At 72.0% G+C, this 24,224-nt stretch carries 22 protein-coding genes; 10 read left to right on the top strand and 12 right to left on the bottom strand.

What is annotated here, in order from left to right:
- Positions 1 to 14: 14 nt before the first annotated feature.
- Complete coding sequence (locus tag ACFVWY_RS31595) at positions 15 to 1,346, top strand: aminotransferase class I/II-fold pyridoxal phosphate-dependent enzyme (protein ID WP_389878333.1); 1,332 nt, start codon at positions 15 to 17, stop codon at positions 1,344 to 1,346.
- On the opposite strand, the gene ACFVWY_RS31590 is transcribed toward ACFVWY_RS31595, so the two are convergent.
- Positions 1,337 to 2,386, bottom strand: coding sequence for a DMT family transporter (locus ACFVWY_RS31590; protein WP_389878332.1), 1,050 nt, complete (start codon positions 2,384 to 2,386; stop codon positions 1,337 to 1,339). The genes ACFVWY_RS31595 and ACFVWY_RS31590 overlap by 10 nt on opposite strands.
- 73 nt (positions 2,387 to 2,459) lie before the next feature.
- Between ACFVWY_RS31590 and ACFVWY_RS31585 the strand changes: the two genes are divergently transcribed.
- Positions 2,460 to 3,368, top strand: coding sequence for a LysR family transcriptional regulator (locus ACFVWY_RS31585; protein WP_389878331.1), 909 nt, complete (start codon positions 2,460 to 2,462; stop codon positions 3,366 to 3,368).
- Between the two features lie 247 nt (positions 3,369 to 3,615).
- On the opposite strand, the gene ACFVWY_RS31580 is transcribed toward ACFVWY_RS31585, so the two are convergent.
- A complete protein-coding gene (locus ACFVWY_RS31580; RefSeq protein ID WP_389878330.1) occupies positions 3,616 to 4,074 on the bottom strand; it encodes a pyridoxamine 5'-phosphate oxidase family protein in 459 nt (152 codons plus the stop codon).
- Positions 4,075 to 4,185: 111 nt separating this feature from the next.
- Here ACFVWY_RS31580 and ACFVWY_RS31575 point away from each other — a divergent pair, with 111 nt between their 5' ends.
- Positions 4,186 to 4,830 carry a cysteine hydrolase gene (locus tag ACFVWY_RS31575; protein WP_389878329.1) on the top strand — a complete coding sequence of 215 codons (645 nt, stop codon included), beginning with the start codon at positions 4,186 to 4,188 and terminating at the stop codon, positions 4,828 to 4,830.
- On the opposite strand, the gene ACFVWY_RS31570 is transcribed toward ACFVWY_RS31575, so the two are convergent.
- Positions 4,820 to 5,305, bottom strand: a complete 486-nt coding sequence (locus ACFVWY_RS31570; protein ID WP_389878328.1) for a Rieske (2Fe-2S) protein — start codon at positions 5,303 to 5,305, stop codon at positions 4,820 to 4,822. The two genes, ACFVWY_RS31575 and ACFVWY_RS31570, sit on opposite strands and share 11 nt — an antisense overlap.
- 121 nt (positions 5,306 to 5,426) lie before the next feature.
- Here ACFVWY_RS31570 and ACFVWY_RS31565 point away from each other — a divergent pair, with 121 nt between their 5' ends.
- Complete coding sequence (locus ACFVWY_RS31565) at positions 5,427 to 5,864, top strand: hypothetical protein (protein WP_389878327.1); 438 nt, start codon at positions 5,427 to 5,429, stop codon at positions 5,862 to 5,864.
- A 1,018-nt stretch (positions 5,865 to 6,882) separates the two neighbouring features.
- Here the strand turns inward: ACFVWY_RS31565 and ACFVWY_RS31560 are convergent.
- The 3 genes from ACFVWY_RS31560 to ACFVWY_RS31550 form a co-directional block, all read right to left on the bottom strand.
- Positions 6,883 to 7,875, bottom strand: a complete 993-nt coding sequence (locus tag ACFVWY_RS31560; RefSeq protein ID WP_389878326.1) for an ABC transporter permease subunit — start codon at positions 7,873 to 7,875, stop codon at positions 6,883 to 6,885.
- Positions 7,872 to 8,774 (bottom strand): ABC transporter ATP-binding protein, encoded by a 903-nt coding sequence (locus ACFVWY_RS31555; RefSeq protein WP_389878325.1) that lies wholly within the window; start codon positions 8,772 to 8,774, stop codon positions 7,872 to 7,874. The genes ACFVWY_RS31560 and ACFVWY_RS31555 overlap by 4 nt, the downstream gene beginning before the upstream one ends.
- A gap of 78 nt (positions 8,775 to 8,852) precedes the next feature.
- A complete protein-coding gene (locus ACFVWY_RS31550) occupies positions 8,853 to 9,035 on the bottom strand; it encodes a hypothetical protein (RefSeq protein WP_389878324.1) in 183 nt (60 codons plus the stop codon).
- A gap of 110 nt (positions 9,036 to 9,145) precedes the next feature.
- Between ACFVWY_RS31550 and ACFVWY_RS31545 the strand changes: the two genes are divergently transcribed.
- Positions 9,146 to 10,288: a sensor histidine kinase gene (locus ACFVWY_RS31545; RefSeq protein ID WP_389878323.1), complete on the top strand. Its 1,143-nt coding sequence runs from the start codon at positions 9,146 to 9,148 to the stop codon at positions 10,286 to 10,288.
- An 11-nt stretch (positions 10,289 to 10,299) separates the two neighbouring features.
- Entirely contained in the window at positions 10,300 to 10,953 is a 654-nt protein-coding gene (locus ACFVWY_RS31540; protein ID WP_389878360.1) for a response regulator, read from the top strand.
- A 261-nt stretch (positions 10,954 to 11,214) separates the two neighbouring features.
- Here ACFVWY_RS31540 and ACFVWY_RS31535 read toward each other — a convergent pair whose 3' ends face one another.
- Positions 11,215 to 11,766 carry a hypothetical protein gene (locus ACFVWY_RS31535; protein WP_389878322.1) on the bottom strand — a complete coding sequence of 184 codons (552 nt, stop codon included), beginning with the start codon at positions 11,764 to 11,766 and terminating at the stop codon, positions 11,215 to 11,217.
- A gap of 283 nt (positions 11,767 to 12,049) precedes the next feature.
- On the opposite strand from ACFVWY_RS31535, the gene ACFVWY_RS31530 reads away from it, so the two are divergent.
- Positions 12,050 to 12,322 carry a DUF6225 family protein gene (locus tag ACFVWY_RS31530; protein ID WP_389878321.1) on the top strand — a complete coding sequence of 91 codons (273 nt, stop codon included), beginning with the start codon at positions 12,050 to 12,052 and terminating at the stop codon, positions 12,320 to 12,322.
- A 479-nt stretch (positions 12,323 to 12,801) separates the two neighbouring features.
- Here the strand turns inward: ACFVWY_RS31530 and ACFVWY_RS31525 are convergent, their stop codons facing one another.
- From ACFVWY_RS31525 to ACFVWY_RS31515, 3 genes are all read right to left on the bottom strand, one after another.
- Positions 12,802 to 14,802 (bottom strand): alkyl/aryl-sulfatase, encoded by a 2,001-nt coding sequence (locus ACFVWY_RS31525; protein WP_389878320.1) that lies wholly within the window; start codon positions 14,800 to 14,802, stop codon positions 12,802 to 12,804.
- Between the two features lie 390 nt (positions 14,803 to 15,192).
- Positions 15,193 to 15,840, bottom strand: a complete 648-nt coding sequence (locus ACFVWY_RS31520) for a DCL family protein (protein WP_389878319.1) — start codon at positions 15,838 to 15,840, stop codon at positions 15,193 to 15,195.
- Between the two features lie 644 nt (positions 15,841 to 16,484).
- Positions 16,485 to 17,111 (bottom strand): TetR/AcrR family transcriptional regulator, encoded by a 627-nt coding sequence (locus ACFVWY_RS31515; RefSeq protein WP_389878318.1) that lies wholly within the window; start codon positions 17,109 to 17,111, stop codon positions 16,485 to 16,487.
- Between the two features lie 122 nt (positions 17,112 to 17,233).
- Here ACFVWY_RS31515 and ACFVWY_RS31510 point away from each other — a divergent pair, with 122 nt between their 5' ends.
- The 3 genes from ACFVWY_RS31510 to ACFVWY_RS31500 are packed head-to-tail and all read left to right on the top strand — an operon-like array spanning position 17,234 to position 18,794.
- Complete coding sequence (locus ACFVWY_RS31510) at positions 17,234 to 17,473, top strand: hypothetical protein (RefSeq protein ID WP_389878317.1); 240 nt, start codon at positions 17,234 to 17,236, stop codon at positions 17,471 to 17,473.
- A 19-nt stretch (positions 17,474 to 17,492) separates the two neighbouring features.
- The gene (locus ACFVWY_RS31505; protein WP_389878316.1) at positions 17,493 to 17,981 is read left to right on the top strand and encodes a hypothetical protein; all 489 of its coding nucleotides are present in this window, start codon (positions 17,493 to 17,495) and stop codon (positions 17,979 to 17,981) included.
- 60 nt (positions 17,982 to 18,041) lie between these two features.
- Entirely contained in the window at positions 18,042 to 18,794 is a 753-nt protein-coding gene (locus tag ACFVWY_RS31500; RefSeq protein ID WP_389878315.1) for a thioesterase II family protein, read from the top strand.
- A gap of 74 nt (positions 18,795 to 18,868) precedes the next feature.
- On the opposite strand, the gene ACFVWY_RS31495 is transcribed toward ACFVWY_RS31500, so the two are convergent.
- On the bottom strand, positions 18,869 to 20,914 hold the full coding sequence (locus tag ACFVWY_RS31495) for a beta-ketoacyl synthase N-terminal-like domain-containing protein (RefSeq protein ID WP_389878314.1): 2,046 nt from the start codon (positions 20,912 to 20,914) through the stop codon (positions 18,869 to 18,871).
- The gene (locus tag ACFVWY_RS31490; protein ID WP_389878313.1) at positions 20,911 to 24,219 is read right to left on the bottom strand and encodes an amino acid adenylation domain-containing protein; all 3,309 of its coding nucleotides are present in this window, start codon (positions 24,217 to 24,219) and stop codon (positions 20,911 to 20,913) included. Before ACFVWY_RS31490 ends, ACFVWY_RS31495 begins: the two co-directional genes overlap by 4 nt.
- Positions 24,220 to 24,224 lie beyond the last annotated feature (5 nt).

Here is a 24,224-nt window from a genome sequence, read left to right as displayed (position 1 = left end):
GCATAATCTTGTTTGTGCTAGGAGAGTATCTGATTGTGGGGCGGCGCGCATCGGAAATCGCCGCCAGCGTGGAGAGCGGGGTCGGGTCCGGTGCGCTCGAACCCGGCCAAGTGCTGCCTCCGATACGAGAGCTGGCCGAGCGGTTGGGCGTGAATCCCAACACCGTGTCGGCCGCCTATCGCATCCTGCGGGAGCGCGGGGTGATCGAGACGGCCGGGCGCCGTGGCAGCCGGGTACGGCCGCGCCCCGCGAGCACGGCACGCGGTTCGCTGCGGGTCGACGCGCCTGAGGGGGTGCGGGATCTGGGGGCGGGCAACCCTGATCCGGCCCTGCTGCCCGCGCTGGGTGAGGTGTTCGCGGCGGTCGCGGCGGAGTACGACCGGGAGCCCGGGATGTACGGACAGCCTCCGGTGGACCCGGAGTTCGCCGCGCTCGCCCGCGCCGCGCTGGACGCGGACGGTGTGGCGCCCGGCGCCGTGGTCGCGGCCTCCGGGTCGCTGGACGCGATCGAGCGTGTGCTGGCTGCCCACCTCAGACCCGGGGACGCGGTGGCGGTCGAGGACCCCGGGTGGGGCAGCATGCTGGATCTCGTCCCGGCCCTGGGCCTGCGCCCGGTGCCCGTCGCGGTGGACGACGAAGGTCCGGTGCCCGACGCCGTCGAGCGGGCGCTGCGGGCCGGTGCCCGCGCGCTCGTGGTCACCGACCGCGCGCAGAATCCGACCGGGGCGGCGATCGGCGCCGGTCGCGCGGTCGAGCTGAGGGCCGTTTTCGCCGGGCATCGTGGGGTCCTGCTCATCGAGGACGACCACGGACACGGCATCGTCGATCTGCCGCTCCACCCGCTGGCCGGTGCCACCGACCGCTGGGCCTTCGTGCGGTCGGTGGCCAAGGCGTACGGGCCGGACCTCCGGGTCGCCCTGCTGACCGGCGACCCGGTCACGCTGGACCGGGTCGCCGGGCGGCACCGGCTGGGTCCGGGCTGGGTCAGCCGACTGCTGCAACGGACGGTGGTGCACCTGTGGCGTGCGGGCGCCGTTGACCCGGTGGAGGTGGCGCGGGCGTACGCGATGCGGCGCGACGGCCTGGTGCGGGCGCTGGCGGAGCGGGGCGTGGCGGCTCACGGGCGCAGCGGGATGAACGTCTGGGTTCCGGTCACCGACGAGACCGGAGCGGTGGCGCGGCTGATGCACTCCGGCTGGGCGGTGGCGCCCGGTGCGCGGTTCCGGATGGCCGCGCCCCAGGGCGTCCGGCTCACGGTCTCCTCGCTCACCGAGGCCGACATCGGGCCGCTGGCGGATGCGGTGGCGGCGGCGGTGGGGCCGGTGAGACCGCTGTCCTACGGGTGACCCCCGGCCCCGGCTTCCGTCCCGGCCCGGCCGTCTGCCCTGGCCCCGGCGCGCCGGGCGGTGCGGTGCGGGGGCCGGGATCTGCTCTGGGTGAGCGCCGCTCCTGCCAGGACCACCAGGGCGCCGACAGGGGTGTTCCAGCTCAGCCGTTCGCCGAGCACGAGAACCCCGGCGGCGGTCGCGATGACCGGGATGAAGTAGGTGACCATCTGTGCGGTCGTCGGCCCGACCTCCGCCACCAGGCCGTACTGGACCAGAACCGCGAACCCGGTCCCGAGGGCCCCGAGGGCCACCACGGCCAGGGTGGGGAGCAGCGGGAAGCTCGTGGGTGACGAGGTGAACAGCGGTGTCACCGCGGCGAGTTGTACCGTGCCGAGCAGGAGCTGGCTGCCGGTGAGTGACAGCGTCGACGAGCTGCTGTCCGCCAGCGTTCTGCGGACGTAGATCCAGCCGACCGGATAACTGAGGGAGGCCAGCAGCGCCATCGCCGTACCTCCGACGTCCAGACCGGAGAAGCCCTGCCAGGCGCCGAGAACGGTCAGCACGCCGAGAAAACCGAGCCCGAGTCCGGCGACCCGGCGTCGGGTCGGCCGGTCCTCGGAGAGCGCGACAAGCGACAGTGCCATACCCCACAACGGCGAGGTCGCGTTGCAGATGCCGGCCAGCGTCGAGGGAACGGTCAGTTCGGCGTAGGCGAAGAGCGAGAACGGCAGCGCGTTCAGGAAGAACGCCGCCACGGCCAGATGCGCCCAGGTGCGGGCGCCCCGGGGCAGCCGCTCGCGCCGGACCACCATCGCGACGGCCAGCACCGCCGTACCGAACAGCAGGCGGCCGAGGGTGACCTGGAACGGGGCGTACCCCTCGGTGCCGACCTTGATCAGGAGGAAGCTGAAGCCCCAGATCAGCGAGAGCGCCCCGAACCGGATCCGCCAGTCCAGCGCCCGGGGCGAACGGACGGAAGGGGGAGCGGAGGGAGACGGGGCGGAGGGGCCTGCGGACGGCCGGGCCGGGGGTGTGGCCCCGGTTCTGGTGACGCTCATGGGTCAACCATGGCGAGCGAGACGGCGTAGGACAAGCGAGAGTTCGTGCGCAGCTCTGCGTAGCATTCCTTATATGTTGAACCTGGAGCGGCTACGCACCCTGGACGCACTGGCGCGGCACGGCTCGGTGAGCGGCGCGGCCACGGGGCTGCACGTGACCACATCGGCGGTCTCCCAGCAGATGGCCAAGCTGGAGCGAGAGGTGGGCCAGCAGCTGCTGGCCAGGAACGGCCGCGGAGTCAGGCTCACCGACGCCGGCCGGCTGCTCGCCGACCACGCTGCCCGGATTCTCTCCCAGGTGGAGCTGGCCCAGTCGGACATCGAGGCGCAGCGCGGTGAGGTGGTCGGCGAGATCCGGATCTCCGCCTTCCCTACCGCGGCGCGCGGACTTCTCCCCGCCGTGTTCGCCACACTGCGCCGGGACCACCCCGAACTGCGGGTGCACGTCAGGGAGCTGGAGCCCGAGGACGGCATCCGCGCGGTGATCAGGGGAGACACCGACCTCGCGGTGGTGCTGGACTGGAGCAACAAGCGGCTTCCGGTGCCGGGCGGGCTGACCAGGGCCGAGCTCCTGGAGGACCCGCCGGACATCGCGATGCCGGTCGGTCACCGGCTCGCCGGCCGGGAGGAGGTGGACCTGGAGGACTTCGCGGACGACGACTGGGTGTCCTGGCCCGAGGGGGAGTTCTGCTACGACTGGCTGATGTTCACCCTCCGCTCCAAGGGCATCGAACCGCGCATCCCGCATCTGGCCGGTGAGCACCATACTCAGCTCGCCCTGATCGCCGCCGGGATGGGTGTCTGCGTGGCGCCACGGCTCGGCCGTGGACCGGTGCCGGACGGGGTGCGGCTCGTGCCGGTACGGCAGCGGATGCGGCGCCATGTGCACGCCGTGTGGCGTACCGACGCGGACCGGCGCCCGTCGGTCAGGGCGGCGGTGACGGCCCTGCGCCTGGCCGGCCGGGAGGCGGAGTCCAGCTGACCTGTGCCCGGCCCCGAACCAAGGCCCTGGGGAGCATCCGGCGTATGCCCGCGGTGTCGCGGTGTCCGGCGCGCACGCTCGCTGCGGTGCCGAAACGCCCGCGCGGCTCCGCCGGGAGGGCGCTCCGGCGTCTTGCGATCGCACACACCGGACACCGTTTCCTCCCTCGCTCGGATGCCGGACACAACGAGGCCGCGTTCCTGCTCCAGCTGTCCGGCTCCTTGCCCCGCTCGGGTGCCGGACACTCCTAGAGCTTCCGGAAGTCCCAGGAGGTGATGGCCTGAGGGGTCAGTCGCAGCCAGGCGTGACGGCCGTCGTGCGGCATGGTGTCCATGCCGAAATACTTGGCCGCGAACAGCCTTTCCGGTACGAGGAGTTCGGCGCACGGCTCGCCGGTGCGCGGTGCCTCGCCGACCGGGACGGCCTCCCCGGACAGCTCGATGCCGCGCAGCTCTCCGTACTCCACCCCGTCGTCCATGACCACCGCTATCCGTGGATCGCGCCGCAGCTGGGACCAGCGCAGACTGCGGGTGATGGAGTACAGCCAGAGCGACTCCCCGTCCCAGGTGAACCAGAGCGCGCCGATGTGCGGGCGGCCGTCCCCGGCCACCGTGGCCACGCGGCAGGTGCGCTGATCGGCGAGGTACGTGTCGCGCTCCGCGTCCGTCATCATGATCCGGCGGCCCCGGCGCTGAATGGCGGCCATGGCATCCCCTCTCATCATCTGACTAGGTGTCAGAGATCATGCGGCCTCTTCCCTCATCACGCAATGGCGGATAGCCTCGCGCGCCCCGTCCACCGTGGAGAAGGGGCAGCCGTGCCGTCGAAGAACCAGCTCGCAGAACAGCTCGATCCGGCGACCACCGCCCTGCTGACGGTGGAGTGCCAGCAGGGGGTGGTGGGGCCCGGGAGCGCGCTGCCCGAACTGGCCGAGGAGGCCCGGTCGTCGGGTGCCCTGGACCGGGTCGCCCTGCTGGTCGCGGCCGCGCACCGGGCGGGCGTCCAGGTGCTGCACGCCGTGGCGGAGCGCCGCCCCGACGGGCGGGGGGCCAGCGGCAACGCCCGGCTGTTCCGGGCCGCCGGGCGTCTGCCGGTGCAACAGCACAGCGGCACCGAGGCGGTACGGGTGGCCGCGCCGATCGAGGTGGCAGCCGAGGATCTGATCGTGCGCAGACTGCACGGCCTCTCGCCGCTCGCCGGTACGGACGTGGACGCGCTGCTGCGCAACCTCGGCTGCCGGACCCTTGTCGTCACCGGCGTCTCCGCCAACGTCGCCGTCCCCAACGCCGTGTTCGACGCGGTGAACCTCGGCTACACGGCCGTGGTGCCGTCCGACGCCATCGCGGGCGTTCCGGCCGACTACACCCCGGCGATGATCCGCAACACCCTCGCCCTCGTCGCCACGATCACCCGCACCGACGACATACTGGCCTGCTGGCCGGGCGGCCCGGTCAGGGAGTGAGTGCGATCGAGCCGCCCGCGACGGTGATCCGCTTGGCCGGCAGCGGCCTGGTCGCGGGGCCGTGGACGACGGCGCCCGTCGACGCGTTGAACTTGCTGCCGTGGCAGGGGCAGTCGATGGTGCCGTCCGCGACGCGCGAGACCGTGCATCCCTGATGGGTGCAGGTGGACGAGAACGCCTTGAACTCACCGGCCTTTGGCTGGGTCACCACCACATGCTGGGCGGCGAAGACCTTGCCGCCGCCCTCGGGAATCTCGGCCGTGTCCGCCAGTACGGTTCCGGACCCGGTGGTGGCGGTGGCGGTGGCGGCAGTGGTCGCGGCGGCGGTGTGCGCGGACGGTTCGGCGGTACCTGAACCGCTCGTCTTCTCCGTGTTTCCGCAGGCGGTCAGTACGGCGGCCACCGAGGCGGCTCCGGCCGCGACGACGACGGTCCGGCGCCCCGGGTGGTCCCCGTGATTGCGCGATGTGTTCATGCTGGCTCGTCCTTCCGTAGTGATTCCGGTAGTGAGGCTTCCCGCATCCGGTCATCGGCAGATGCGTGGACCGGCATGAGTGTCAGAAGGACTGTCAGTGCCGTCTGCGAGGCTGAAGGGCATGACACTGAACAGCTTCGGCACACTCGAACGGGCCATTCGCGACAGCTGGGGCGCGGACACCACGACCCCGGCCCACCGCCCGCACTGGACGCCGGACAATCCCGCGCGCGACCAGTGCGGAGTCACCGCGCTCGTCGTGCACGACCTGCTGGGCGGCGACCTGGTCCGCGGCGAGGTGCACGTGAACGGTGAGCGCGTCGATTACCACTGGTGGAACCGGCTGGGTATGGGCGTCGAAGTCGACCTCACCCGCGAGCAGTTCGCCCCGGAGGAGGTTGTCGTCGGCGGCGAGGTGATCGTCCGGCCCGCGGAGATCGTCCGGCTGCGCGGAGAGTACGAGCTGCTCCGCGGAAGAGTCGAGGCGGCCCTGCGCTCTGACGGCGCCTTCGCCCCCGCCCTCCAGGACGTGTTCGCTGATCATGTGGCTGCTGTGTAGTCGTGTTGTTGACGGGGAGACGGGGAGACGGGGGTGGGGGATCTGAGTGACGCGGAGTGGGAACGGCTGCGGCTGTTCCTGCCGGTCAGCGACAGGCGTGGTGGCAGGTGACGGGATCACCGGCAAGGGCGATCGACGGGGTTCCGCAGCAGTTGCGGACCGGCGCTGAGCGGGGCGGCCTGCTCGGTCGGCCGGCCGACGCGCGGGGCGGGTTCACCACCAAGCTCCGCCTGAGCGCGGGCGGTTGCTGCCTCCGGCTCTCCCTGGCAAGGCCGACAGCAGCGGTCCGTGCCCGGAACGGCTCGGGTGCCGGGGCATCCGGCGCGCACGATGTCGGAGAAGACCGTCAGACAGGTCGCCCGCCTGCGCGATCGCGGCTCATGTCCAGCACCCGGGCCAGCCGTGCCGACCGGCTCCGCACCGTCCCCGCCGTTCTGCGCTCTTCGCGGCGTCGCTCTCCCGGGCGGCCGCACGGTGGTGACGGAAAGCGGAGCCGTCGTCGCGCACAGCGCCGGTGCCAGAGCGGCCTGGGCCTGATGGCCCGAACTGGGGGAGGGGCGGCTCACCGGCGTGCCGCTCAGCCCTCGGTGTGCGTCGCTGCTGTCGGTGACCGGCCAGTGGCGGCTGCCGTGTCCAGCACCTGGCGGGCGGCATACGGCAGGGACTCGACCCGGTCACGGCGTTTCCTGTCCCTCCAGCGACAGCGACAGCGACAGCGGCCACGGCCACGGCCACGGCCGCTGTCGCTGTCGCTGTCTCACCCGTTGTCCTTGCCGAGCCGGAGCGGCCTGTCTCCCGCGCCGACGTGGAAGGCCGGTCACGGTCCCCGCCGTTGCGGACGTACGTGAACCCCTACGGCCGGTTCGAGCTGTACGCGGCCCTGCGGACCGCAGGGCCGGGACCAGGCAATCCCCGAGGGCGAACCGGCCTCCGCCCGGGTGTGAGGGGCTGTCCCGGAGCCCGGCCAGTGCCGGACAGGAAAGCCCCGGCGGCGGAGGATTCCGCAGCCGCGCCGACGTCAGTTGAGGCGGCTGCGAATCCGCCAGAGGCTCAGGACCGCCAGGATCCCGGCGAGGGCCGTGAAGATCGCGGTCTCCAGCCACTGGAAGGTCCAGTAGCGGCTGGCCGGCTGCTCGGAGACATCCACGTGGAGGTTGCCCTTCGCCAGGCAGCCCGGCATCTCGGTCAGCGACGTGTTGTTGGTGCAGTCCTGGAACCACGCCGTGCGGCCGACCTCCTCGCCCCTGGAATCGAGCATGGCAGAGGTCTCCACCACCCAGGGCCCGCCGGGCACCCGCAGCCCGCCGATGTCGCCGTACGTGCCAATCTTCGTCAGGCCGCTGATCAGCTGCGCGGTGAGCGGCACCGAGGTACGGACCGGGGACTCATAGTGCGGCCGGATCGCGGTGGGCACGACGATCTGGAGCACGGCGAAGATCACCAGGGTCGCTCCCATGGCGGGTACGGTGCGGCGGACGAACAGCCCGAGGGCGGCTCCCAGCGCGAAGGCGAAGGCCGCGTAGCCCAGCGGCGCGATGTTGCGCGACGCGAACAGCACCGGTTCGAAGCGGTTGTTCAAAACCGTGTTGACCGGGCCTGAGGCCCAGGTCAGCAACAGGCTGTACAGCCCGGCCACGGCCGTGCTCAGCAGGCCGACCACCCCCAGCTTGACCGCCAGCCACCGGCTGCGGGTCATGCTCTGGTTCCACACCAACCGGTGGGTTCCGGCCTCCAGTTCACGACTGATCAGCGGAGCGCCCCAGAAGACGCCGATGACGCCGGGGACCACCAGCAGCAGGTAGCTGAGGAGGTCGACCTGGAGGCTGTAGCTGTCGGCGAAGGCGCCCAGTGCGCTGGAGCAGCCGCCGCGGCCGGTGCAGTGCGCGAGCGTGTCGGCGTAGCCGCTGTGGATCTGCCGGCCGAGGATCACCAGACAGATCCCGAGCAGCAGGAGGGCAGCGAAGCCCACCAGCGCCTGAACACGGAACTGGCGCCAGGTCAGCCAGATCATCGCTGTGCCCCCGTGACCGTCGGGGCGGGCTGGGCGGCGGCCTCGTTCGCCCGGGTCATATAGGCCAGGACCAGTTCCTCCAGATCGGGGGTCTCCACGCTCCAGGCGCCGTCGGCGAACCGCCGCTGATCCGCGCGCACGATCGCCGTGCTCTCCCGCGGGGCGTGTTCGACACGGATCACCTCCACGTCCGCCGGAAGCTCACCGATGCGCTGGCGGCCTCCGACGAGCCGGTGGTGGTCGGCCAGCAGTTCGGACACATCGCCAGCCACCTGGATCCGGGAGCCGGACAGCACGATCAGGTAGTCGCAGACCCGCTCCACATCGGGGAGCGCGTGCGAGGAGAGGACGGCACTGGCCCCCAGGTCGGTGACGAACTCCATCAGGTTGTCCAGGAAGCCCGCGCGGGCCAGCGGGTCGAGTGCGGCGGCGGGCTCGTCGAAGATCAGCAGCTCCGGCCGCTTGGCCGCCGCGACGGTCAGGGCGAGCTGGGCGCGCTGGCCTCCGGAGAGACGGCCCGCCTTGTGCTTGGGGTCCAGTCCGATCTGGGCGATCCGCCGCTGCGCGAGCGACCCGTCCCAACGAGGGTTCAGCTTGGCGCCCATGCGCAAGTGGTCCGCGACCGACAGATCGGCGTACACCGGTGTGTCCTGTGCGACGAAGCCGACCCTCGCCAGGTGGGCCGGACCTGCGGCGGGCTCAGCGCCCAGCACGCGGATCGTGCCCGAGGTGGGCCGGGTCAGCCCGCAGGACATGTTGAGCAGCGTCGACTTCCCGGCGCCGTTGGGACCGACCAGGCCGATCACGCGGCCCTGGGGGATGTTCAGGTCGCAGTCGCTCAGCGCCTGGTGGCGGCCGTAGCGCTTGCCCAGCTTCACGGCTTCCAGTACGGGTGTCATGTGTTCCTCGATCGAGGTGGAGAAGGGGTGGGACGTGGTGGGGCCGTGGATCTCGCGGCCTGGGGGCGGACGGCCCGGTCAGCCGCCCGCCTCTCGGCTGGCGCGCCACTTCTTGACCCCCCGGTGGACGGCGCAGACAACCCCGGCGAGGACGATCAGGTTGAGGGCCCACCAGGCGTACAGCAGAGGACTCCGCGTGGTCTTCTCGGCCAGCGCCGAGACGGCGAGGACGTGGGGAGCGGGAGAGAGGAGATCAGCCATGTCCTCAGCATGCTGAGGAGGCGTCGGCCTTCGTCCCGGCCGAAAGGACACTCCGGCTCGTACTTTCGGCCGGTACGGCGGTCCGTGGGTGATCGCGTAGCGTGAATTCGGTGAATTCCGCACTTCGACCGGCCTGGGGGCCGACGGCCGCAGTCAACGCGGCGCTGGGGGTCTTGTTCGCCGCGGTGCTGTTGTTCATGGCCGTTCAGTACATGAGCCAGGGCCGCCCCTGGATCTTCGACACCGGCGTCGGTCTCGCCGTGTGCCTGGTCGCTCTCGGGCGTGCCCGGCACCGGGGCTGGGCGGCGGCCGTCGGCCTGGCCCTCGCGGGTGGCGCCGGTCTCGTCGCCCGGCTCACGCACCTGCCCGGCGAGCCGGGCCCCGGCGCGGTACTGGCGCTGCTGGTGCTCGGCGGCTCCGCGATCCGGGCGCTGCCCCGCTGGCAGGCGACAGCCGTCGCGGCCGCCGGGTTCGCGCTGATGGCCGTCGGCCGACTGACCACAGACGCTCCCAGCACTCCGTTCCGGGTCGGTACGGATGTCTGGATCCTCGCCCTCGGGACCGGTCTCGGCCTGCGTTTCCTGGACTACCGCCGCCGGATGGCCACCGAGGCCGTCCGGCGCGACGAGCGCTTGGCCCTGGCCAGGGAACTGCATGATGTGGTCGCCCACCACGTCACGGGCATCGTCGTGCAGGCCCAGGCCGCGCGGATCGTGGGCAAGCGGCAGCCCGAGAAGCTGGACCAAGCCGTGGCAGGCATCGAAGAGGCCGGCAGCGAGGCGCTGGCAGCGATGCGCCGCGTGGTCGGCCTGCTGCGCGATACCGACGACGCGGCGACGACTTCTCCCGCCACGCCGGGACCAGAGCAACTGGCCGAGATCGTCCGGCGGTTCGAGGGGCACGGACCGGACGTGGAACTGCGGCTGCCCGAGGACCAGGCGTCCTGGCCGCCCGAGGTCGCCACCACCGTCTTCCGGATCGTCCAGGAGTCCCTGACGAACATCGCCCGGCATGCCTCGCACGCCCGCTTGGCCACCGTCGACATCGCCCAGGACCCGGCCGGCGTCACCATAAGGATCACCGACGACGCACCTGCCGCTCATGCCCGGCACCTGCCGAAGGGCGGGTTCGGCCTGATCGGCATGCGTGAGCGGGTCGAGGCGCTCGGGGGCACCCTGACCGCGGGGCCCGGACCCGGAGCCGGCTGGTCGGTGCGCGCCGAGGTGCCGGTGCCCCTGAAGGAGGGCCGGTGACGATCAAGGTCATGCTGGCCGACGACCAGGCGATGATCCGCGGCGGTCTGAAGCTCATCCTGGAGGATCAGGAGGACATCACCGTGGTCGGCGAGGCCGCCGACGGCGCCGCAGCGGTCCATCTCGCCCGGCGGCTGCGCCCCGATGTCTGCCTGATCGACATCCGTATGCCGCTGCTGGACGGCATCGAGGTCACCCGCGCCCTGGCCGGGCCGGGCGTGCCGGACCCTCTGAGGGTGGTCATCGTCACCACCTTCGACCTTGACGAGTACGTCTACGGCGCGCTGCACGCCGGGGCGGTCGGCTTCGTCCTCAAGGACGCCGGTCCGGCCCTGCTGGTCGAGGCGGTCCGCGCGGCGCGTGCGGGCGACGCCCTCATCTCTCCGTCGGTCACGCTGCGGCTGCTGCGCACCCTCGTGCCGGCCCGGGGAGCGGCCGTGCCGGGGCCGAAGCAGCCACTCTCGGAGCGGGAGAGGGAAGTGATCCGGGCCATCGGGAGAGGCCGCACCAACCAGGAGATCGCCGCCGAGCTGTTCATCTCGCTGAGCACGGTCAAGAGTCACCTGGCGACGATCCAGAACAAGCTTCAGGTCCGCAACCGGGTCGAGATCGCGGCCTGGGCCTGGGAGAGCCGGCTCATGGACGATGCCCGGCGACCGTACTGAGCTCGATGGCCAGGTGATCGCGGCGCCGCGGGACCGGTCCCGAAGAGGTCAGCGCCCCGCATCCGTCAGACTTTCCGGCTTGGCCCGCGTCCAGCGGTTCTGCCACAGCTTCCGTGCCGGACCGCGCTGTGCCATGGCTCGGTGCTGACAAGAGCTCACGTGTTCTTCAGCCTCGGAGCCCGAACGAGTCCTCGTACGTGGGCCCCCGGACTGGCAGGTCTTGGTTCCGGGCACGGAACGGCCTGCGCGCTGGCGGGGTGCTCAGCCGGCGGTTCGTGAGGTGTCCAGGGACCGGGCGAAGGCGGCGAGCGCGCGGAAGTCGTTCTCCTTCAGGCCGATCCGCGGGTTGACGTGGTGCAGGAGTCCGATCCCTCGATGGCGGGCGGTCACGTAGGTCTGATCCAGCTCGCTCTGCTCGTCGTCCACCCAGGCGAAAGGACGGCCGCCCGCGTAGTCCACCAACGGCCCGGTCTTCCAGTGGACTCCATCAGGGCGTTCTTGGAGCAGGACATCGCCGAAGTCGACGAAGGGAAGGTCCGGAAGGCCGAGGACGGGTGCGATCCACCGGTTGGCGTGGTCCATCCAGGTGGTGGCCCAGCACAGCTCGAAGCCAAGCTGGAGCAGGAAGCGTCCGTGTTCTGGGTTGAGCCAGACACGTAGGGGGCGCCGCCGGGAGGACAGGCCCCTGCCGTCCTCATGGGCGTCGTTCCGGGGAACTCTGAGTGTGGTGTAGCCGACGGGACGTCTCTCCGGCTGGGCCGCATAGGGGTTGAGCGGCCCGTCCACATCGAGGAACAGCAGCGGTCGGTTCACGGATTCCCCCGGTCTTGCCCATGGTGGACTGCGCTGATCAGCGCAGCTTCGGGATTGTCCCGGCAGGGCGCTGGCAGCCGCAATGACGGGGGACACGGGTGCTGCGGGATCTCTGGCTCTCCACGCGTGCGTCCTTCACCCGCGGCATGCCTGGCGGTGACCGCCAGCCCGCGGCCGGGCCCGCGCCGCTCGGGCGCCGTGGCCATGCCCCGGATCGGTGCTCTGGACCGGCCCGTAGCCGTGTCTCCGCCAGGAGCGGGGTCTGGTCCGGCACTCTGTGCTCATGACTGACGTCTTCGAGCACACCCCGCAGGTCTGGAATGTCGCGCAGCTACGCGGCGCGCTCCAAGGCCTGCCCGACGACGCGCCCGTCCGCATCGGCGTGGCAGACGACCCCGGCGACTTCGACGGATACCGGGACTTCGTTCTCGTGGACGCGCAGCATGTGGAGAACTGGTGGCCAGCCACCCCCACGGCGCCGGAACGCACCGAGACGACGGAGGCGCTGACACTGTTCGCCGACTGGGAGCCGGGCGCGTACGACCGGCTGGACTGAACCGGGGCCCACCGCGGCGCCTCGCCCCGGCAACCCGGTCTCCGCCGGGGCCGCCCGCCGCGCCGAGCGCCCCGGGCCGCGCTCACCCGCTGACTCCTGGCGCGCCGCGCCGCGAACGCGACCGGCCGCGCCGACCCCGCACGGGTGTCCGTGCACGGCAACCACGGTGGCACCCCGACGCGAGGGCGGTCCTTCCGTACCGGCCCGCCGGGACCGCCGCGCAGCCGTGCGGAGCGCGTCCAGGAGTGAACGCCGGGCTCGATCGAGCCGAGGGCCGGAGCCCGCCTGGCTGATTCGGATACGGAACCGGCTTCGAGGCATGGCGATGTCCACGTCCAGCCCCACCCCCTGCTCCGCCTGCTCAGCCACCGCGACCTCGGCGCATTCGGCCATCCGGCCCCGCGTCGGGCGGGAACGGACGCACCGGGGACCGTGGTTCCGGGCCGCGCGGGCGGCCCGGAACCACGGCCTCACGCATGTCAGGGGGTCGTGAGGCCGAACCAGTAACCGAAGGTGTCGAGAAGTTCGTTGAGGGCGTTGAGCGGTGCCAGGCCACCGGATTCCACGGTGAGATCGCCGGAGTTCAGCAGATCCTCGGGGGTGGCGGCGGAGACGGCCAGTTCGTTCAGGCCCTCCCGGGTGATGGTGTAGAGGGCGTCCGTCTGCACCGCGTCAAGAGTGTTCGGGAACTGGACGAGTACACCGTTGCGTACCTGGAGGGTGTAGGCGCTCGGGTCGCCCGCGATGCCCCCGGTGATGTGGAAACCGACGGCGACCGGCACCTCGGCGGCCTTGGGGCCGTTGAGGCGGATGCCGAGGTAGTCGAAGAGCATGTCCAGTGGCATGGCCGCCAGCACGGGGGCGGTGATGATGTCGGGCGAGGGAAGGCCGACCACGCCGTCGGCGGGGCGCACGCGCAGTTCGTTGGCGGCGGCCAGGTAGAAGTTCCGCCACGGGCCGCTCTCGGCCTGGTATCCGAGCTGTTCGAGGATATTCGCCTGAAGGCCGCGCGCCTCGGTGTTCGTGGGGTCCGAGAAGACCACGTGGGTGAGCAGTTCGGCCGCGAACCGGTAGTCCTGTTGGCTCTTGGCGTTGTCGAAGGTGCTCTGGGCGATCGCGACCACCACGTCGGCCCCGCCGAAGGCGTCCACGTACCGGGCCCCGGACTGCTCCGGCGGAAGGGTGTGCAGGTGGGCGGCGTTGCCGTCGTACCAGCCGAGGTAGCGCTGGTAGACCGCCTTGGCATCGTGATTGACGGTGCCGTAGTAGCCCCGGTTGAACCACTTGCCGGTCAGGGAGTCCGGCATGGCCCCGTCGAGTTCCTCGGCGATCTCGGTCATGGTGCTGCCGTGGTTCGCCAGTCGCAGCGACTGGTCGTGCAGGTACCGGTACTGGTCCGCCTGGGACGTCAGGAAGGTGCGGATCGTGTCCGGGGCCTCGGCGGTGTTCCAGCGCGGCCAGAAGTGGGAGGCGAAGAGGGTGTCGGAGCGGTCCGCGAACCACTCGACGGACTGACGCAGGTACTCCGACCACGCCTTGGCGTCCCGGACCTGGGCGCCCCGCAGGCTGTAGAGGTTGTGCAGGGTGGGGGTGGCGTTCTCGGCCATGCACACCGTGCGTACATCGGGCAGGTAGAAGTTCAGCTCGGCCGGGGCCTCGGTGCCGGGCGTCAGCTGGAACTCGATGCTGAGCGGCCCCACCTTGACCGGCTTGCCGCGGACGGCGTCATCCGTGGTGATGGTGCGGGTCGGGGCGAGCAGACCTGAGGTGCCCATGGAGGTGGTCTTGCCCAGGCCGGCGTCCACCTGGCCCTGCGGGGAGCGCTCCAGGGCGTTGCCGTACATGAACTGGGCGCGGCGCAGCATGGCGTTGCCCGCGTAGACGTTCTCGCTGACGGCGTGTTCCAGGAAGCCGTCCGGGGCGATGATCTGGACGTCCCCGGGGCAGACCCGGTCCTCCCACAGGCCCAGCACACCGGCGTAGTGGTCGACGTGGGAGTGGGTGAAGATCACCGCGCGGATGACACGGTCCTCGCCCCGGTGCACGCGGTAGAGCTTCAGTGCCGCGGCGGCGGTCTCCTCGCTGATGAGGGGGTCGACGACCACGATCTCCCGGGAGTTTCCGGTGGGGTCCTCCAGGAAGGAGATGTTGGACAGATCCATGCCCCGGACCTGGTAGACCGCGTTCTCCACAACCTCGTAGAGGCCGGTGTTCATGTTCAGCTGGGCGTTGCGCCACAGACTCGGGTTGACGGTGTCGGGGGCGTCCCCGGTCAGGAACTCGTACGGCTTCAGGGACCAGGCCGGGATCTCGCTGTTCTCCCTGTCGACGGTGAAGTCGGCGGGCAGAGCGGCGATCTGCCGCTGGGCGGCGAATAACCGCTCGGAATCCGAATCCGGGGCGGGAATTTCCACGGTCGAGTTCAGATACCGGGTGAGGTCGGTGGCCGGCTGCGGAACGGGGCGTACTGCGTCGGTCATGGGCGGAATCCCTCCGAAAGGCCGGAGCAAGGTAATCCGGCACGTGTGGCAGCGGGGTGCTTATCGAAAAGGCCGGGTGTGAAGTGGGCCTTGACGGTGGTCACCGAATGCCGCTGCGTCTCGATTGAAATTCGATCATCACAGTGTGGGCGGTCGATCGCCAGAGCGGAAACAGGCCAGCGGAAAGAAACGTGGGCGGCACGCACATGGGCGCACGGATTCGACGGTTCGGGCCGGGACCGCGCCAAGCGCGCCGGGTACTGGCGGATCCAGAAAAAGGCGGGGAGTACGTGGTATGCGGGAAGGCGTTCTGTCAGAGGACCGGCACGACCGTTCCGGCACGGTGCCGCACCTCGGACCGCGCGGTTTCGCAGCCGGCCCCGCGCCCGCTCAGTGCGTACGCCGCAGGTTCTCCTGCGGAGTCAGCAGACCGAGCACCGCGTGTTTTCCGTGGTGACGGGTCCACCGCTCAGCCAGGGAACGGTCCCTGAACTTTCCGGCGCCAGCGTCCCTCGACGAGGTCAGATCCACGGATTCCCAGCCGCCGATCTCGTCGGCGAACCAGGTGGCGATGTCGACGAATGCCGGTCCCCGGAAGTAGCTGACGTGGGCGTCGGAGGAATCAAGCGGGGTGCCCGACAGATCGGAGCGCAACGAATTCCCCGCGGCCCGTGAGGCGAAGTAGGCGCTGACGTTCTCGGTGATTTCAGCACGCATCGCGTTGAGAACCTGCTGGCGATGGTGGGGTGGAGACAAACAGGCCAGGTACGAAAAGTCAATCTCGGTTCCGTCGGTACGGATGATTCTGAACCCCGAGTGCCTGCCGCGGAGGGGCCGGTCGATGACGAACGCTTCGATGCCGCATCCGATCTTTTCGGCGGCGTGCTCGTGGAGGTCGATGAGGTCGCGGAGCAGCTTGTGGTCCTCGACCTGATCGACTGCCGAGCCTACGGGGTAGCGGTCGCGGATCTCTCGGATCGCGTCACCGGCCGCGCCCTTGGTGCGGTACTGGCGGTGTCCGATCCTGAACGCGGGCACGTTGCGGGTTCTCCCTCACGCTCGGGTGCGGTGCGGTACCTGAGCATCGTGCCGGTCGGCACGCGCCGTTGGCGGGACAAAGGCACAGGGAGACTGAAAGACGCCGGTGCGCCACCTTTGCGGCATCGCGCGGTCCACAACAGGGGGCAGTGCTGTGCGCAGGGGGCAGGCCGGCCTCCCCGCCCCGGCCCCGCAGGGGCCGCGGGCGGTGGACGAACTGCTCCGTGAGCCGGTTTCGTCCGATGGTGACGGTGCGCCGACCCGCAGGTCACCGCCCCCACGTGCTCCGTGCGGGCGGCGTCACCGGGAACCGCCGCGCACAGCCCCCGGCATCACCGGCACAGGGCGCGGACCGGAGTCCTGCCGCAGCCCGGCCACGAACTCCTCGAAGCACTCGAAATCCGGCCGCATCCACTGCGCCAGCCGCCCGCTGGCGTCCGCGACACCGGTTGGCGGGCCGCCGACTCCTTGCCGCGCAGCGCCTCGGCGGCCCGGCGGGCAGCCGCCCTGCCGATCGGCTGAGACCCTTCGCCCCGGCGGACCGGCCGGACGACCGGTCACCTCACGCGTCATCGGCTCGCTCCTGCCGGGAGCCCAGGGCCCGCACCGGCAAGCCCGCCTTCCGCGCGGGGGAGCCGCCGAAGTCAGGACCCGAGCACGCCGCTCGCCAGGCCGAGTTCCCGCTCCGCCGTGCGGACCGCCATGCCCGTGACCGCCTCGGGGCGCTCATCGGCCGGGGTGTTGGCGTGCGCGCCGAGTCCGTCGATGACGACCAGGATCCGCATGGTCGCCACATACGGGTCGGCGGTGCGGAACTCGCCGCTCTCGGCCCCGTCACGGATCACCTCTTCCAGCCGCCCGCGCCACAGGGCCTCCTGCCGGCCGACCCGGTCGCGCAGCACGGGGCGGTAGCGGCTCAGGTGCCGGGCGTTGATCCACAGCCGGCTGACGTCGTCGTACGCGGGCCCCGTCGCGAGCGCGAAGAACCGCTTCAGCCGCTCCGTCGGCCGCTCACCCGTCCGTTCCGCGGGCAGCAGCGTGTCCAGTTCCCCGCTGGCCGCCGTGCCGAAGGCCTCGGCGACGAGCTCCTCGACCGCGGGGAAGTAGTGGCCGATGAGACCGGGACGGACGCCCAGTTCCTCAGCGATCCGCCGCAGTGTGACGCACTCCAGCCCCTCGGTCAGGGCGATGGCCGCCGCCGCCTCGACGATCTCCGCACGCCGGTCCGACGGGGATTTGCGGATTCGCTTGTGCTGCACGCTCGACGCCATGACGGCAACAGTAATCGGTGGGCAGAGCACCGGAAACCGCCGCCGGTTCTGCCGGTTGCCGCATGGCGTCGGCCCCTACGGTCGTTTCTTGCACGCACGTACCGACGCCATGGAGGACAGGTATGAACAACAACATCCGTACGGCCGCAGCGGCCGCCGCCCTCGTCGCCGGTCTCGTCACGGTCAGCGGCACCAGTGGTGCCGCTGCCGCCGAGCGGCCGGACCGGATCACCAGCCAGGAGCAGCTCGCCCAGTCCCTCGCCCAGGCGGTCGCGGCCGAGCAGGAGCGTGGCGCCGTCACCAACGGGGTCATCGGCGGCATGGTGACCAACGTGCCGTCGGACGTCCGCGGCCTCTGCTGACGAAAGGGAGGTGAGCACCGTGGACAGCACTGCGGACCACGCCCCCGACGGGCACGAAGAACCCCTCAGGTGGTGCCCGAGCGGTGATGCCAGCCGCCCGGAGACCGTTGTCCTCGGCGTACGTTCCGGGGAACACGATCAGGTTGTCTACCTGGCCGAACCGGTCCCCGCCGCCGATGTTCTCGGTAGCATTCCGGAGGGGATCGCCCCCAACCGGGTGCTCCGGTTCGCCTCGCACTGCGTGTCGGACTGCGCGAACCGGGTCGGCGAGGCCTGCGGGCTGATCGAACGGATCAGGACCGTACCGGCCCAGCCCGGTCCGGCCGCTGTACCACGGTGCCACCTCCGCCCGCACTGCAAGTGGTGGAACCAGGCCGGTGTCGAGGCCTGCCACCGCTGTCCTGCCCTCACGACACTGGAGCCCCGCGACAACGAACTCGCCGTTCTCGTCGCGGACCCGGCGACCACCCGGGAACAGCTGGAGAGCTGGATCGCTGCCGAAGGCTGAGCGGAGACAGACCTATTCGTCCGGTCATGGACCGGACGAGAGCACGAGAGAAGGGATGTCGTGAACAACTGGATACGGTGCTTCCACCCAGCCCCCGAAGCCGGAGCGCAGCTGGTGTGCTTTCCGCACGCGGGTGGTTCGGCCAGTGGCTATCACGCGCTGACGGCCGCTCTCGCGGGGTCGGCGGAAGGACTGGTCGTGCAGTACCCCGGGCGGCACGACCGCATCGCCGAGCCGTTCACCGAACGGCTCGGCGATGTCGTGGACGCGGTCCTGCCCTCGATCCCGGTGAGCGGGGACAGGCCGCTGTTCCTGTTCGGGCACAGCATGGGAGCGCTCCTGGCACACGAGACCGCGCGGCGGCTCGCTGCCATGGGGCGCGAGCCGGCGGCCCTGTTCGTCTCGGGCAGCGAGGCACCCTCGCTGCCCCGCCGCGTACGGCTGCCCAGCCCCGCCAGCGACGAGGATCTGATCGGGGAGATGCGGCTGTTGTCCGGCACGGACGACGAGCTGCTGATGCATCCGGAGATCCTTCAGCTGTCGCTGCCGCCGCTGCGCGCCGACTACGCCATGCTGTCCGCCCGCGTCCACGTCCCCGGGCCGCCGCTGAGCTGCCCGGTCTTCGCGCTGACCGGTGACAACGACCCACGGGTCACCCTTGAGGGCGCGCAGGCGTGGGAGCGGGAGACCGAAGGGGCCTTCGAGCGGCACGTGCTGACCGGCGGTCACTTCTTCGTCAACGACCATCTCACGTATGTGGCGGAACTGATCTCCGCGCAGGTGCCCGGCCGGACGGTCTCCACCGGCGCCTGACATCCCGCACCGCACGACGGGCCCGGCCCCGACCCCCTTTCGGGTCGGGGCCGGGCCCGTCGTGCGCGACGCTCTCACTCCGCCTCGAACTCCGAGAGCAGGGCGTCCAGGGAGTTGTCCCCCTCGCCGGTCGCGATGATCTGCCGGGCCATCTCGTGCAGGGTCAGCTGCTCCAGGAACAGCGTGATGGGAACGTCGAGACCGAAGTCGTCCCGGAGGCAGCCGACCAGGTGGACGGCGGTCAGTGAATCGCCGCCCGCCGCGAAGTACGTCATCTCCGGGTCGTCGGCGTCCGCCGGACCCAGCCCCAGCGCCTCGGCGAGCAGCGCGCGTACCCCCTGCTCCAGGCCGGCGGAGGGGTCGCGCTGTTCCGTCTCCGGCCCGCCCGGCGCCACCGCGCCGAGCCGGTACGCGCCGTGGCTCTCCCCGGCGAAGGGGTACGAGGGCAGCGCGACCCGACGGCCGCCGCCCTCCCGCGCCACCGGCCCTCCGGCCAGCCACGCCTCGCCCAGCGGGTCGGGTCCGCCCAGGCCGCCCGGACCGCCCGCGGCCAGGCCGTCCAGCAGCTCCGCCGCCCCGGCCCGGTCCCCGGCCCGCACGTAGCCGCGCACGGCCAGCGGGGCGCGGCCCCGGTGCAGGGTGTACGCGGTGTCGGCGAGGGACGGCGCGTCCGGCGCCCGCAGGGCCTTCGCCAGCCGTCCGGCCAGCACGGACAGGTCCTCCCGGGTGCGGGCGGACAGCAGCAGCACCTCCGCACCGCCCCGCGCGTCCGGCTCCCCGGCGGCGGCCCGCGGCGGCGCCTCCTCCAGGACCACGTGCACATTGGTGCCGCCGATGCCCACCGAACTCACCCCGGACCGTCGCGGACCGTGCTCCGGCTCCGGCCAGGCGGCCGTCCGCCCGATCAGGTGGAAGGGGGAGTCGTCGAAGCCGAGCTCGGGGTGCGGGCGGCCGGGGTCGGCGTTGGGCACCAGGGTCGCCCGCTCCAGCATGAGCACCGACTTGATCAGCGCGGCGACGCCCGCCGCCGCGTCCAGGTGCCCGATGTTCGACTTCACCGAGCCGATCCCGATCCGCCCCGTGCCGAGCGCCCCCTTGAACGCCGCGGTCGCCGCCGCCGCCTCGATCCGGTCACCGAGCGCGGTGGCCGTGCCGTGCGCCTCCAGGTACTGGGCGTCGGCCGGGTCGAGCCCGGCGGCCGTCCACGCCTCCACGACGGCAGCGGTCTGCTGGTCCACGCCGGGTGCGGTGAACCCCACCTTGGTCGCCCCGTCGTTGGTGACGGCGCTGCCCCGGATGACCGCCCGGACCGGATCGCCGTCGGCGAGCGCGTCGCAGAGCCGTCGCAGTACGACGACGCCCACCCCGTTGCCCGGGACGGTGCCACCGGCCCGCTCGTCGAAGGGGCGGCAGCGGCCGTCCGGCGAGTAGATCCCGCCCTGCTGGTGGACATAGCCCCGCTTGTGCACCGCGTCCACGGCCACGCCCCCGGCCAGCGCCGTGTCACAGTCGCCGAGCAGCAGCGACTGCACCGCGAGGTGCACCGCCGTCAGCGAGGTCGAGCAGGCCGTCTGCACGGTCATGCTCGGGCCCTCCAGGCCCAGCCGGTAGGAGATCCACGGGGCGAGGAACTCCCGGTCGGTGAGGATGCGGACCTGGAGCGCGCCGATCGACGCGGCGAGCCGCGGATCGGTCTGCGCGGCCAGCATGTGCTCGGTGGGACCGCCGCCGACGTACACCCCGGTACGGCTCGTGCCGCCGAGGGGGCTGCGGCCGGCGTTCTCCAGTGCGGCCCAAGCCGTCTCCAGGAGCAGCCGGTGCTGGGGGTCGAGGGCCGCGGCCTCGGTACGGTTGAAGCCGAACAGCTCCGCGTCGAAGCGGTCCGCGTCCGCGAGGTGGCCCTTGGCCGGTACGTAGTCGCGACCGCGTATCTCCCGCGCGTCGGCGCCGTCGGCGATCAGCTCCTCCTCGGTGAAATCGGTGACCGAGCAGAGCCCGTCGAGCAGATTGGCCCAGTAGGCGTCCAGGTCGGGTGCGCCGGGGAACCGGCCGCTCATCCCGACGACCGCGACCGCGGAGTCGGCTGCGAGGGGCTCGGCGGCGCTGGCGTTCTCGGTCATCGTGTGGAGCCTTTCCGGGAGGTGAGACGGCGGGCGGCGGCGGTGCGTCGTGCGTGCCGGTCACCGCCGCGCGCGGCGGCCGTGTCGGCGGGAGCCGCGGGGACGGGAGCCCCCGCGGCGGTCTCGTCGGCGGTGACGGCCGAACGGTCGAGGAACGCGGCGAGGGAGCTGACGGTGGGGTGGCGGAACAGGTCGACCAGGCTCAGCTCGCCGTACGTACCCCGCTCGCGCAGGGCGGACAGCACGCTCAGCAGGCGGATCGAGTTGCCGCCCAGGTCGAAGAAGTGGTCGGTGACGGCGACGAGTTCGACGTGGAGGACGCGGGCCCACAGCCCGGCCACCAGCTGCTCGGTCGGGGTGCCCGCGACACTGGTCGAGCCGTCGGGGAGGCACCGCACGGTGGCGGGCTCCGGGAGCCGGGCCCGGTCGATCTTGCCGTTGCTGCTGAGCGGCATCTCGTCCAGGCGCACGAACACCTCGGGCACCATCGACCCGGGCAGCCGCCGGGCGAGGTGGGCGCGCAGCTCCGCGTCCGGCGGAGCCTCGCCGTCCCGGCCCACGACGTACGCCACCAGCCGCTGGGCGGTGCCCGTGCCGCGTACGGTGGCCGCGGCCAGGGCCACGCCGGGCGCGCCCGCCAGCAGGGTCTCGATCTCGCCGAGCTCCACCCGTACACCGCGCAGCTTGACCTGGAGGTCGGAGCGGCCGAGGTAGTGGATGAGCCCGTGGGCGTCGATCCGGCCGAGGTCCCCGGTGCGGTACATCCGGGTGCCGGGCGCGCCGTGCGGATCGGCGACGAAGCGTTCGGCGGTCAGGGCCGGGCGGCCGATGTACCCCCGCCCCAGCGAGGCACCGGTCACGTAGATCTCGCCGGCGGCCCCGGCGGGGACCGGCCGCAGCAGTTCGTCGAGCACGTAGACCCGGGAGCCGGGCACCGCCCCGCCGAGCGCCACGGGCTTGCCGGGGGAGAGGTCGCCGGTGGTGGAGTAGACGGTCACCTCGCTGGGGCCGTACGCGTTCACGATCCGGCGGCCGGGTGCGGCGAGCCGCTCCACCAGTTCGGCCGGGCAGGCCTCGCCGCCGACCGCGACGGTCCGCAGATCGGGCAGTTGCCCGGTCAGGTCGGGCAGCAGCATCGCGGCGGACGGCGGCAGGAAGACATAGGTGATCCGGGAGTCCCGCAGCCGCTCCAGCAGGGCCTCCCCGATCCGCTCGTCCTCCTTGGGGACGTGCAGTTCGGCACCGGCGACCCAGGGGAAGAAGAGGTCGGACACGGCGACGTCGAACCCGAAGGACACGAACTGCAGCACCCGGTCGTCGGCGTTCACCGGGAAGGAGTGCCGGACCGCCTGGGTGAGGTTGAGCAGCGCCCGGTGCTCGATCGCGACGCCCTTGGGAACACCGGTGGAGCCCGAGGTGAACAGTACGTAGGCGAGATCCCCGGGGCCCGGTACGGTGCGGCCCTCGGGGAGACCGGCCGGGGGCAGCGGGTCGGTGCCGGCCGGGCGGTCGGCCCGGATGCACGGTACGTCCAGGCTCTCGCCGCGCTCGGCGGTCTCCTGGACGGTGACCAGGAGGCCGGTGCCGGAGGCCGTGACCATGTGGCGCAGCCGGTCCTGCGGGTGGGCCTGGTCCAGTGGGACGTACGCCCCGCCCGCCCGCAGCACGGCGAGGGCCGCGATGCCCTGTTCGGCCGAGCGGGGCAGGAGCAGACCGACCCGGAAGCCCGGACGCACCCCGGCGGCGCGCAGCCGGGTGGCCAGCGCGTCAGCCCGGGACAGCAGCTCGGCGTAACTGAGGCGGAGGTCACCGAAGACCAGCGCCGTGGCGTCGGGCTGTTCAGCCGCCCGGTCGGCGATCAGGCCGGGCACCAGGCGGTCCGGCGGGGCGGCCTGCGCGAGGCGGTCGGCGCCCGCGATCGTCCGGCGGCGCTCGTCGGCGGGCACCAGCTCCACGGTGGACAGCGGCGCCGACGGGTCGGCCAGCAGACCGTCCAGCAGGGTACGGAAGTTGACCGTCCAGCGGCGGACCGTCGCGGCGTCGAACAGGTCGCTGCGGTAGATGAACTGGGCGGCGAGTTCCTCGCCCCACCGCTCCATGAACAGATGGAAGTCGAACTTGGCGGTGTCCAGGGCCAGCGGGAGCCGTTCGGTGCCCGCCCCGGCCAGCCGCAGCTCCGGCACGCCGTCGTCCTCGAAGCTGAGCGCCACCTGCACCACCGGGTCGTGGCTGGTCTCCCGGACCGGGGCGAGGGTGTCGACCACCGCCTCGAACGGCGCGTCCAGATACGGCCGCGCCGCCAGCATCGAGGCCCGGACCCGGCGGGTCAGCTCGTCCAGGGACGGGTCGCCCGACAGGTCCACGCGCATCGCCAGGGTATTGGTCAGCATCCCGACCATCTCCTGGAGTTCGGGCCGCTCACGCCCCGCCGCCGGATAGCCGACGACCAGGTCCTCGCCGCCCGAGAGCCGGGAGAGGAACGCGGCGTACGCGGCGAACATGGTCATGAACGGGGTCGCTCCCTGCGCCGCCGCCACCTCGGCCAGGCGCTCCCCGACCCCGGCACCGAGCACGAACCGCTCGGCGCCCCCGGCGGCCGTGCGGACCGGCGGACGCGGCCGGTCCAGCGGCAGTTCCGTGGTGGCGGGGGCGCCGCGCAGCAGTTCCACCCAGTGCTCCACGGACGCCTCGAACGCCCCGTCCCCGGCACGTTCGCGCTGCCAGGCGGCGTAGTCGGGGAACTGGAGCGGCGGCTCGGCCGGACGGTACGGCCTGCCCGCGGACTCCTCCCGGTACCCCTCGGAGAGCCCCTCCAGCATCAGGTTGAGCGACCAGCCGTCGCACACCAGGTGATGGGCGACGAGCAGCACCCGGTGGCTGCCGTCGTCGACGGCGAACACGGTGCAGCGCAGCAGCGGCCCCGCCCCGGTGTCGAAGGGGAGGGCGGCCTCGGCCCCCACCAGCGCGTCCGCCTGGTCGGCGGGAACATCCCGGCGGACCGTGAACGGCACCCGGCCACCGGCCGAGACGTACTGCGCGGGGGCGCCGTCCTCGGCGGTGCGGAAGACGGTCCGCAGCGCTTCGTGCCGGGCCACCAGCGCGTCCAGGGCGCGGCCGAACGCGGCCGTGTCGAACGGCCCGCGCACCGCGAAGGCGACCGGCACGTTGTACTGCGGCGAGCCCGGATTCAGCTGGTCGAGGACGAGCAGACGGCTCTGCGCGTCGGAGGCGGGAAACTCGTACTCCTCGTTCCCGCCGCCCTCCGCGGTGTACGAGTCGATGAGATCGACGGTGTCGACGGTCATGGCTT

This window comes from Streptomyces sp. NPDC058195, from assembly GCF_042883525.1.
Taxonomy (GTDB): domain Bacteria; phylum Actinomycetota; class Actinomycetes; order Streptomycetales; family Streptomycetaceae; genus Streptomyces.
The sequence above is the reverse complement of the archived record's forward strand: the minus strand, read 5'-3'. Positions and strand labels throughout refer to the sequence as shown.

Bases quoted from the DNA above. Each gene is read 5' to 3' on its own strand.
- ACFVWY_RS31515 (WP_389878318.1), bottom strand. From the start codon at position 17,111: ATGGCGTCGAGCGTGCAGCACAAGCGAATCCGCAAATCCCCGTCGGAC.
- ACFVWY_RS31525 (WP_389878320.1), bottom strand. From the start codon at position 14,802: ATGACCGACGCAGTACGCCCCGTTCCGCAGCCGGCCACCGACCTCACC.
- ACFVWY_RS31490 (WP_389878313.1), bottom strand. From the start codon at position 24,219: ATGACCGTCGACACCGTCGATCTCATCGACTCGTACACCGCGGAGGGC.
- ACFVWY_RS31570 (WP_389878328.1), bottom strand. From the start codon at position 5,305: ATGAACACATCGCGCAATCACGGGGACCACCCGGGGCGCCGGACCGTC.
- ACFVWY_RS31540 (WP_389878360.1), top strand. From the start codon at position 10,300: ATGCTGGCCGACGACCAGGCGATGATCCGCGGCGGTCTGAAGCTCATC.
- ACFVWY_RS31590 (WP_389878332.1), bottom strand. From the start codon at position 2,386: ATGAGCGTCACCAGAACCGGGGCCACACCCCCGGCCCGGCCGTCCGCA.
- ACFVWY_RS31560 (WP_389878326.1), bottom strand. From the start codon at position 7,875: ATGATCTGGCTGACCTGGCGCCAGTTCCGTGTTCAGGCGCTGGTGGGC.
- ACFVWY_RS31550 (WP_389878324.1), bottom strand. From the start codon at position 9,035: ATGGCTGATCTCCTCTCTCCCGCTCCCCACGTCCTCGCCGTCTCGGCG.
- ACFVWY_RS31585 (WP_389878331.1), top strand. From the start codon at position 2,460: ATGTTGAACCTGGAGCGGCTACGCACCCTGGACGCACTGGCGCGGCAC.
- ACFVWY_RS31530 (WP_389878321.1), top strand. From the start codon at position 12,050: ATGACTGACGTCTTCGAGCACACCCCGCAGGTCTGGAATGTCGCGCAG.
- ACFVWY_RS31495 (WP_389878314.1), bottom strand. From the start codon at position 20,914: ATGACCGAGAACGCCAGCGCCGCCGAGCCCCTCGCAGCCGACTCCGCG.
- ACFVWY_RS31555 (WP_389878325.1), bottom strand. From the start codon at position 8,774: ATGACACCCGTACTGGAAGCCGTGAAGCTGGGCAAGCGCTACGGCCGC.
- ACFVWY_RS31510 (WP_389878317.1), top strand. From the start codon at position 17,234: ATGAACAACAACATCCGTACGGCCGCAGCGGCCGCCGCCCTCGTCGCC.
- ACFVWY_RS31580 (WP_389878330.1), bottom strand. From the start codon at position 4,074: ATGGCCGCCATTCAGCGCCGGGGCCGCCGGATCATGATGACGGACGCG.
- ACFVWY_RS31565 (WP_389878327.1), top strand. From the start codon at position 5,427: ATGACACTGAACAGCTTCGGCACACTCGAACGGGCCATTCGCGACAGC.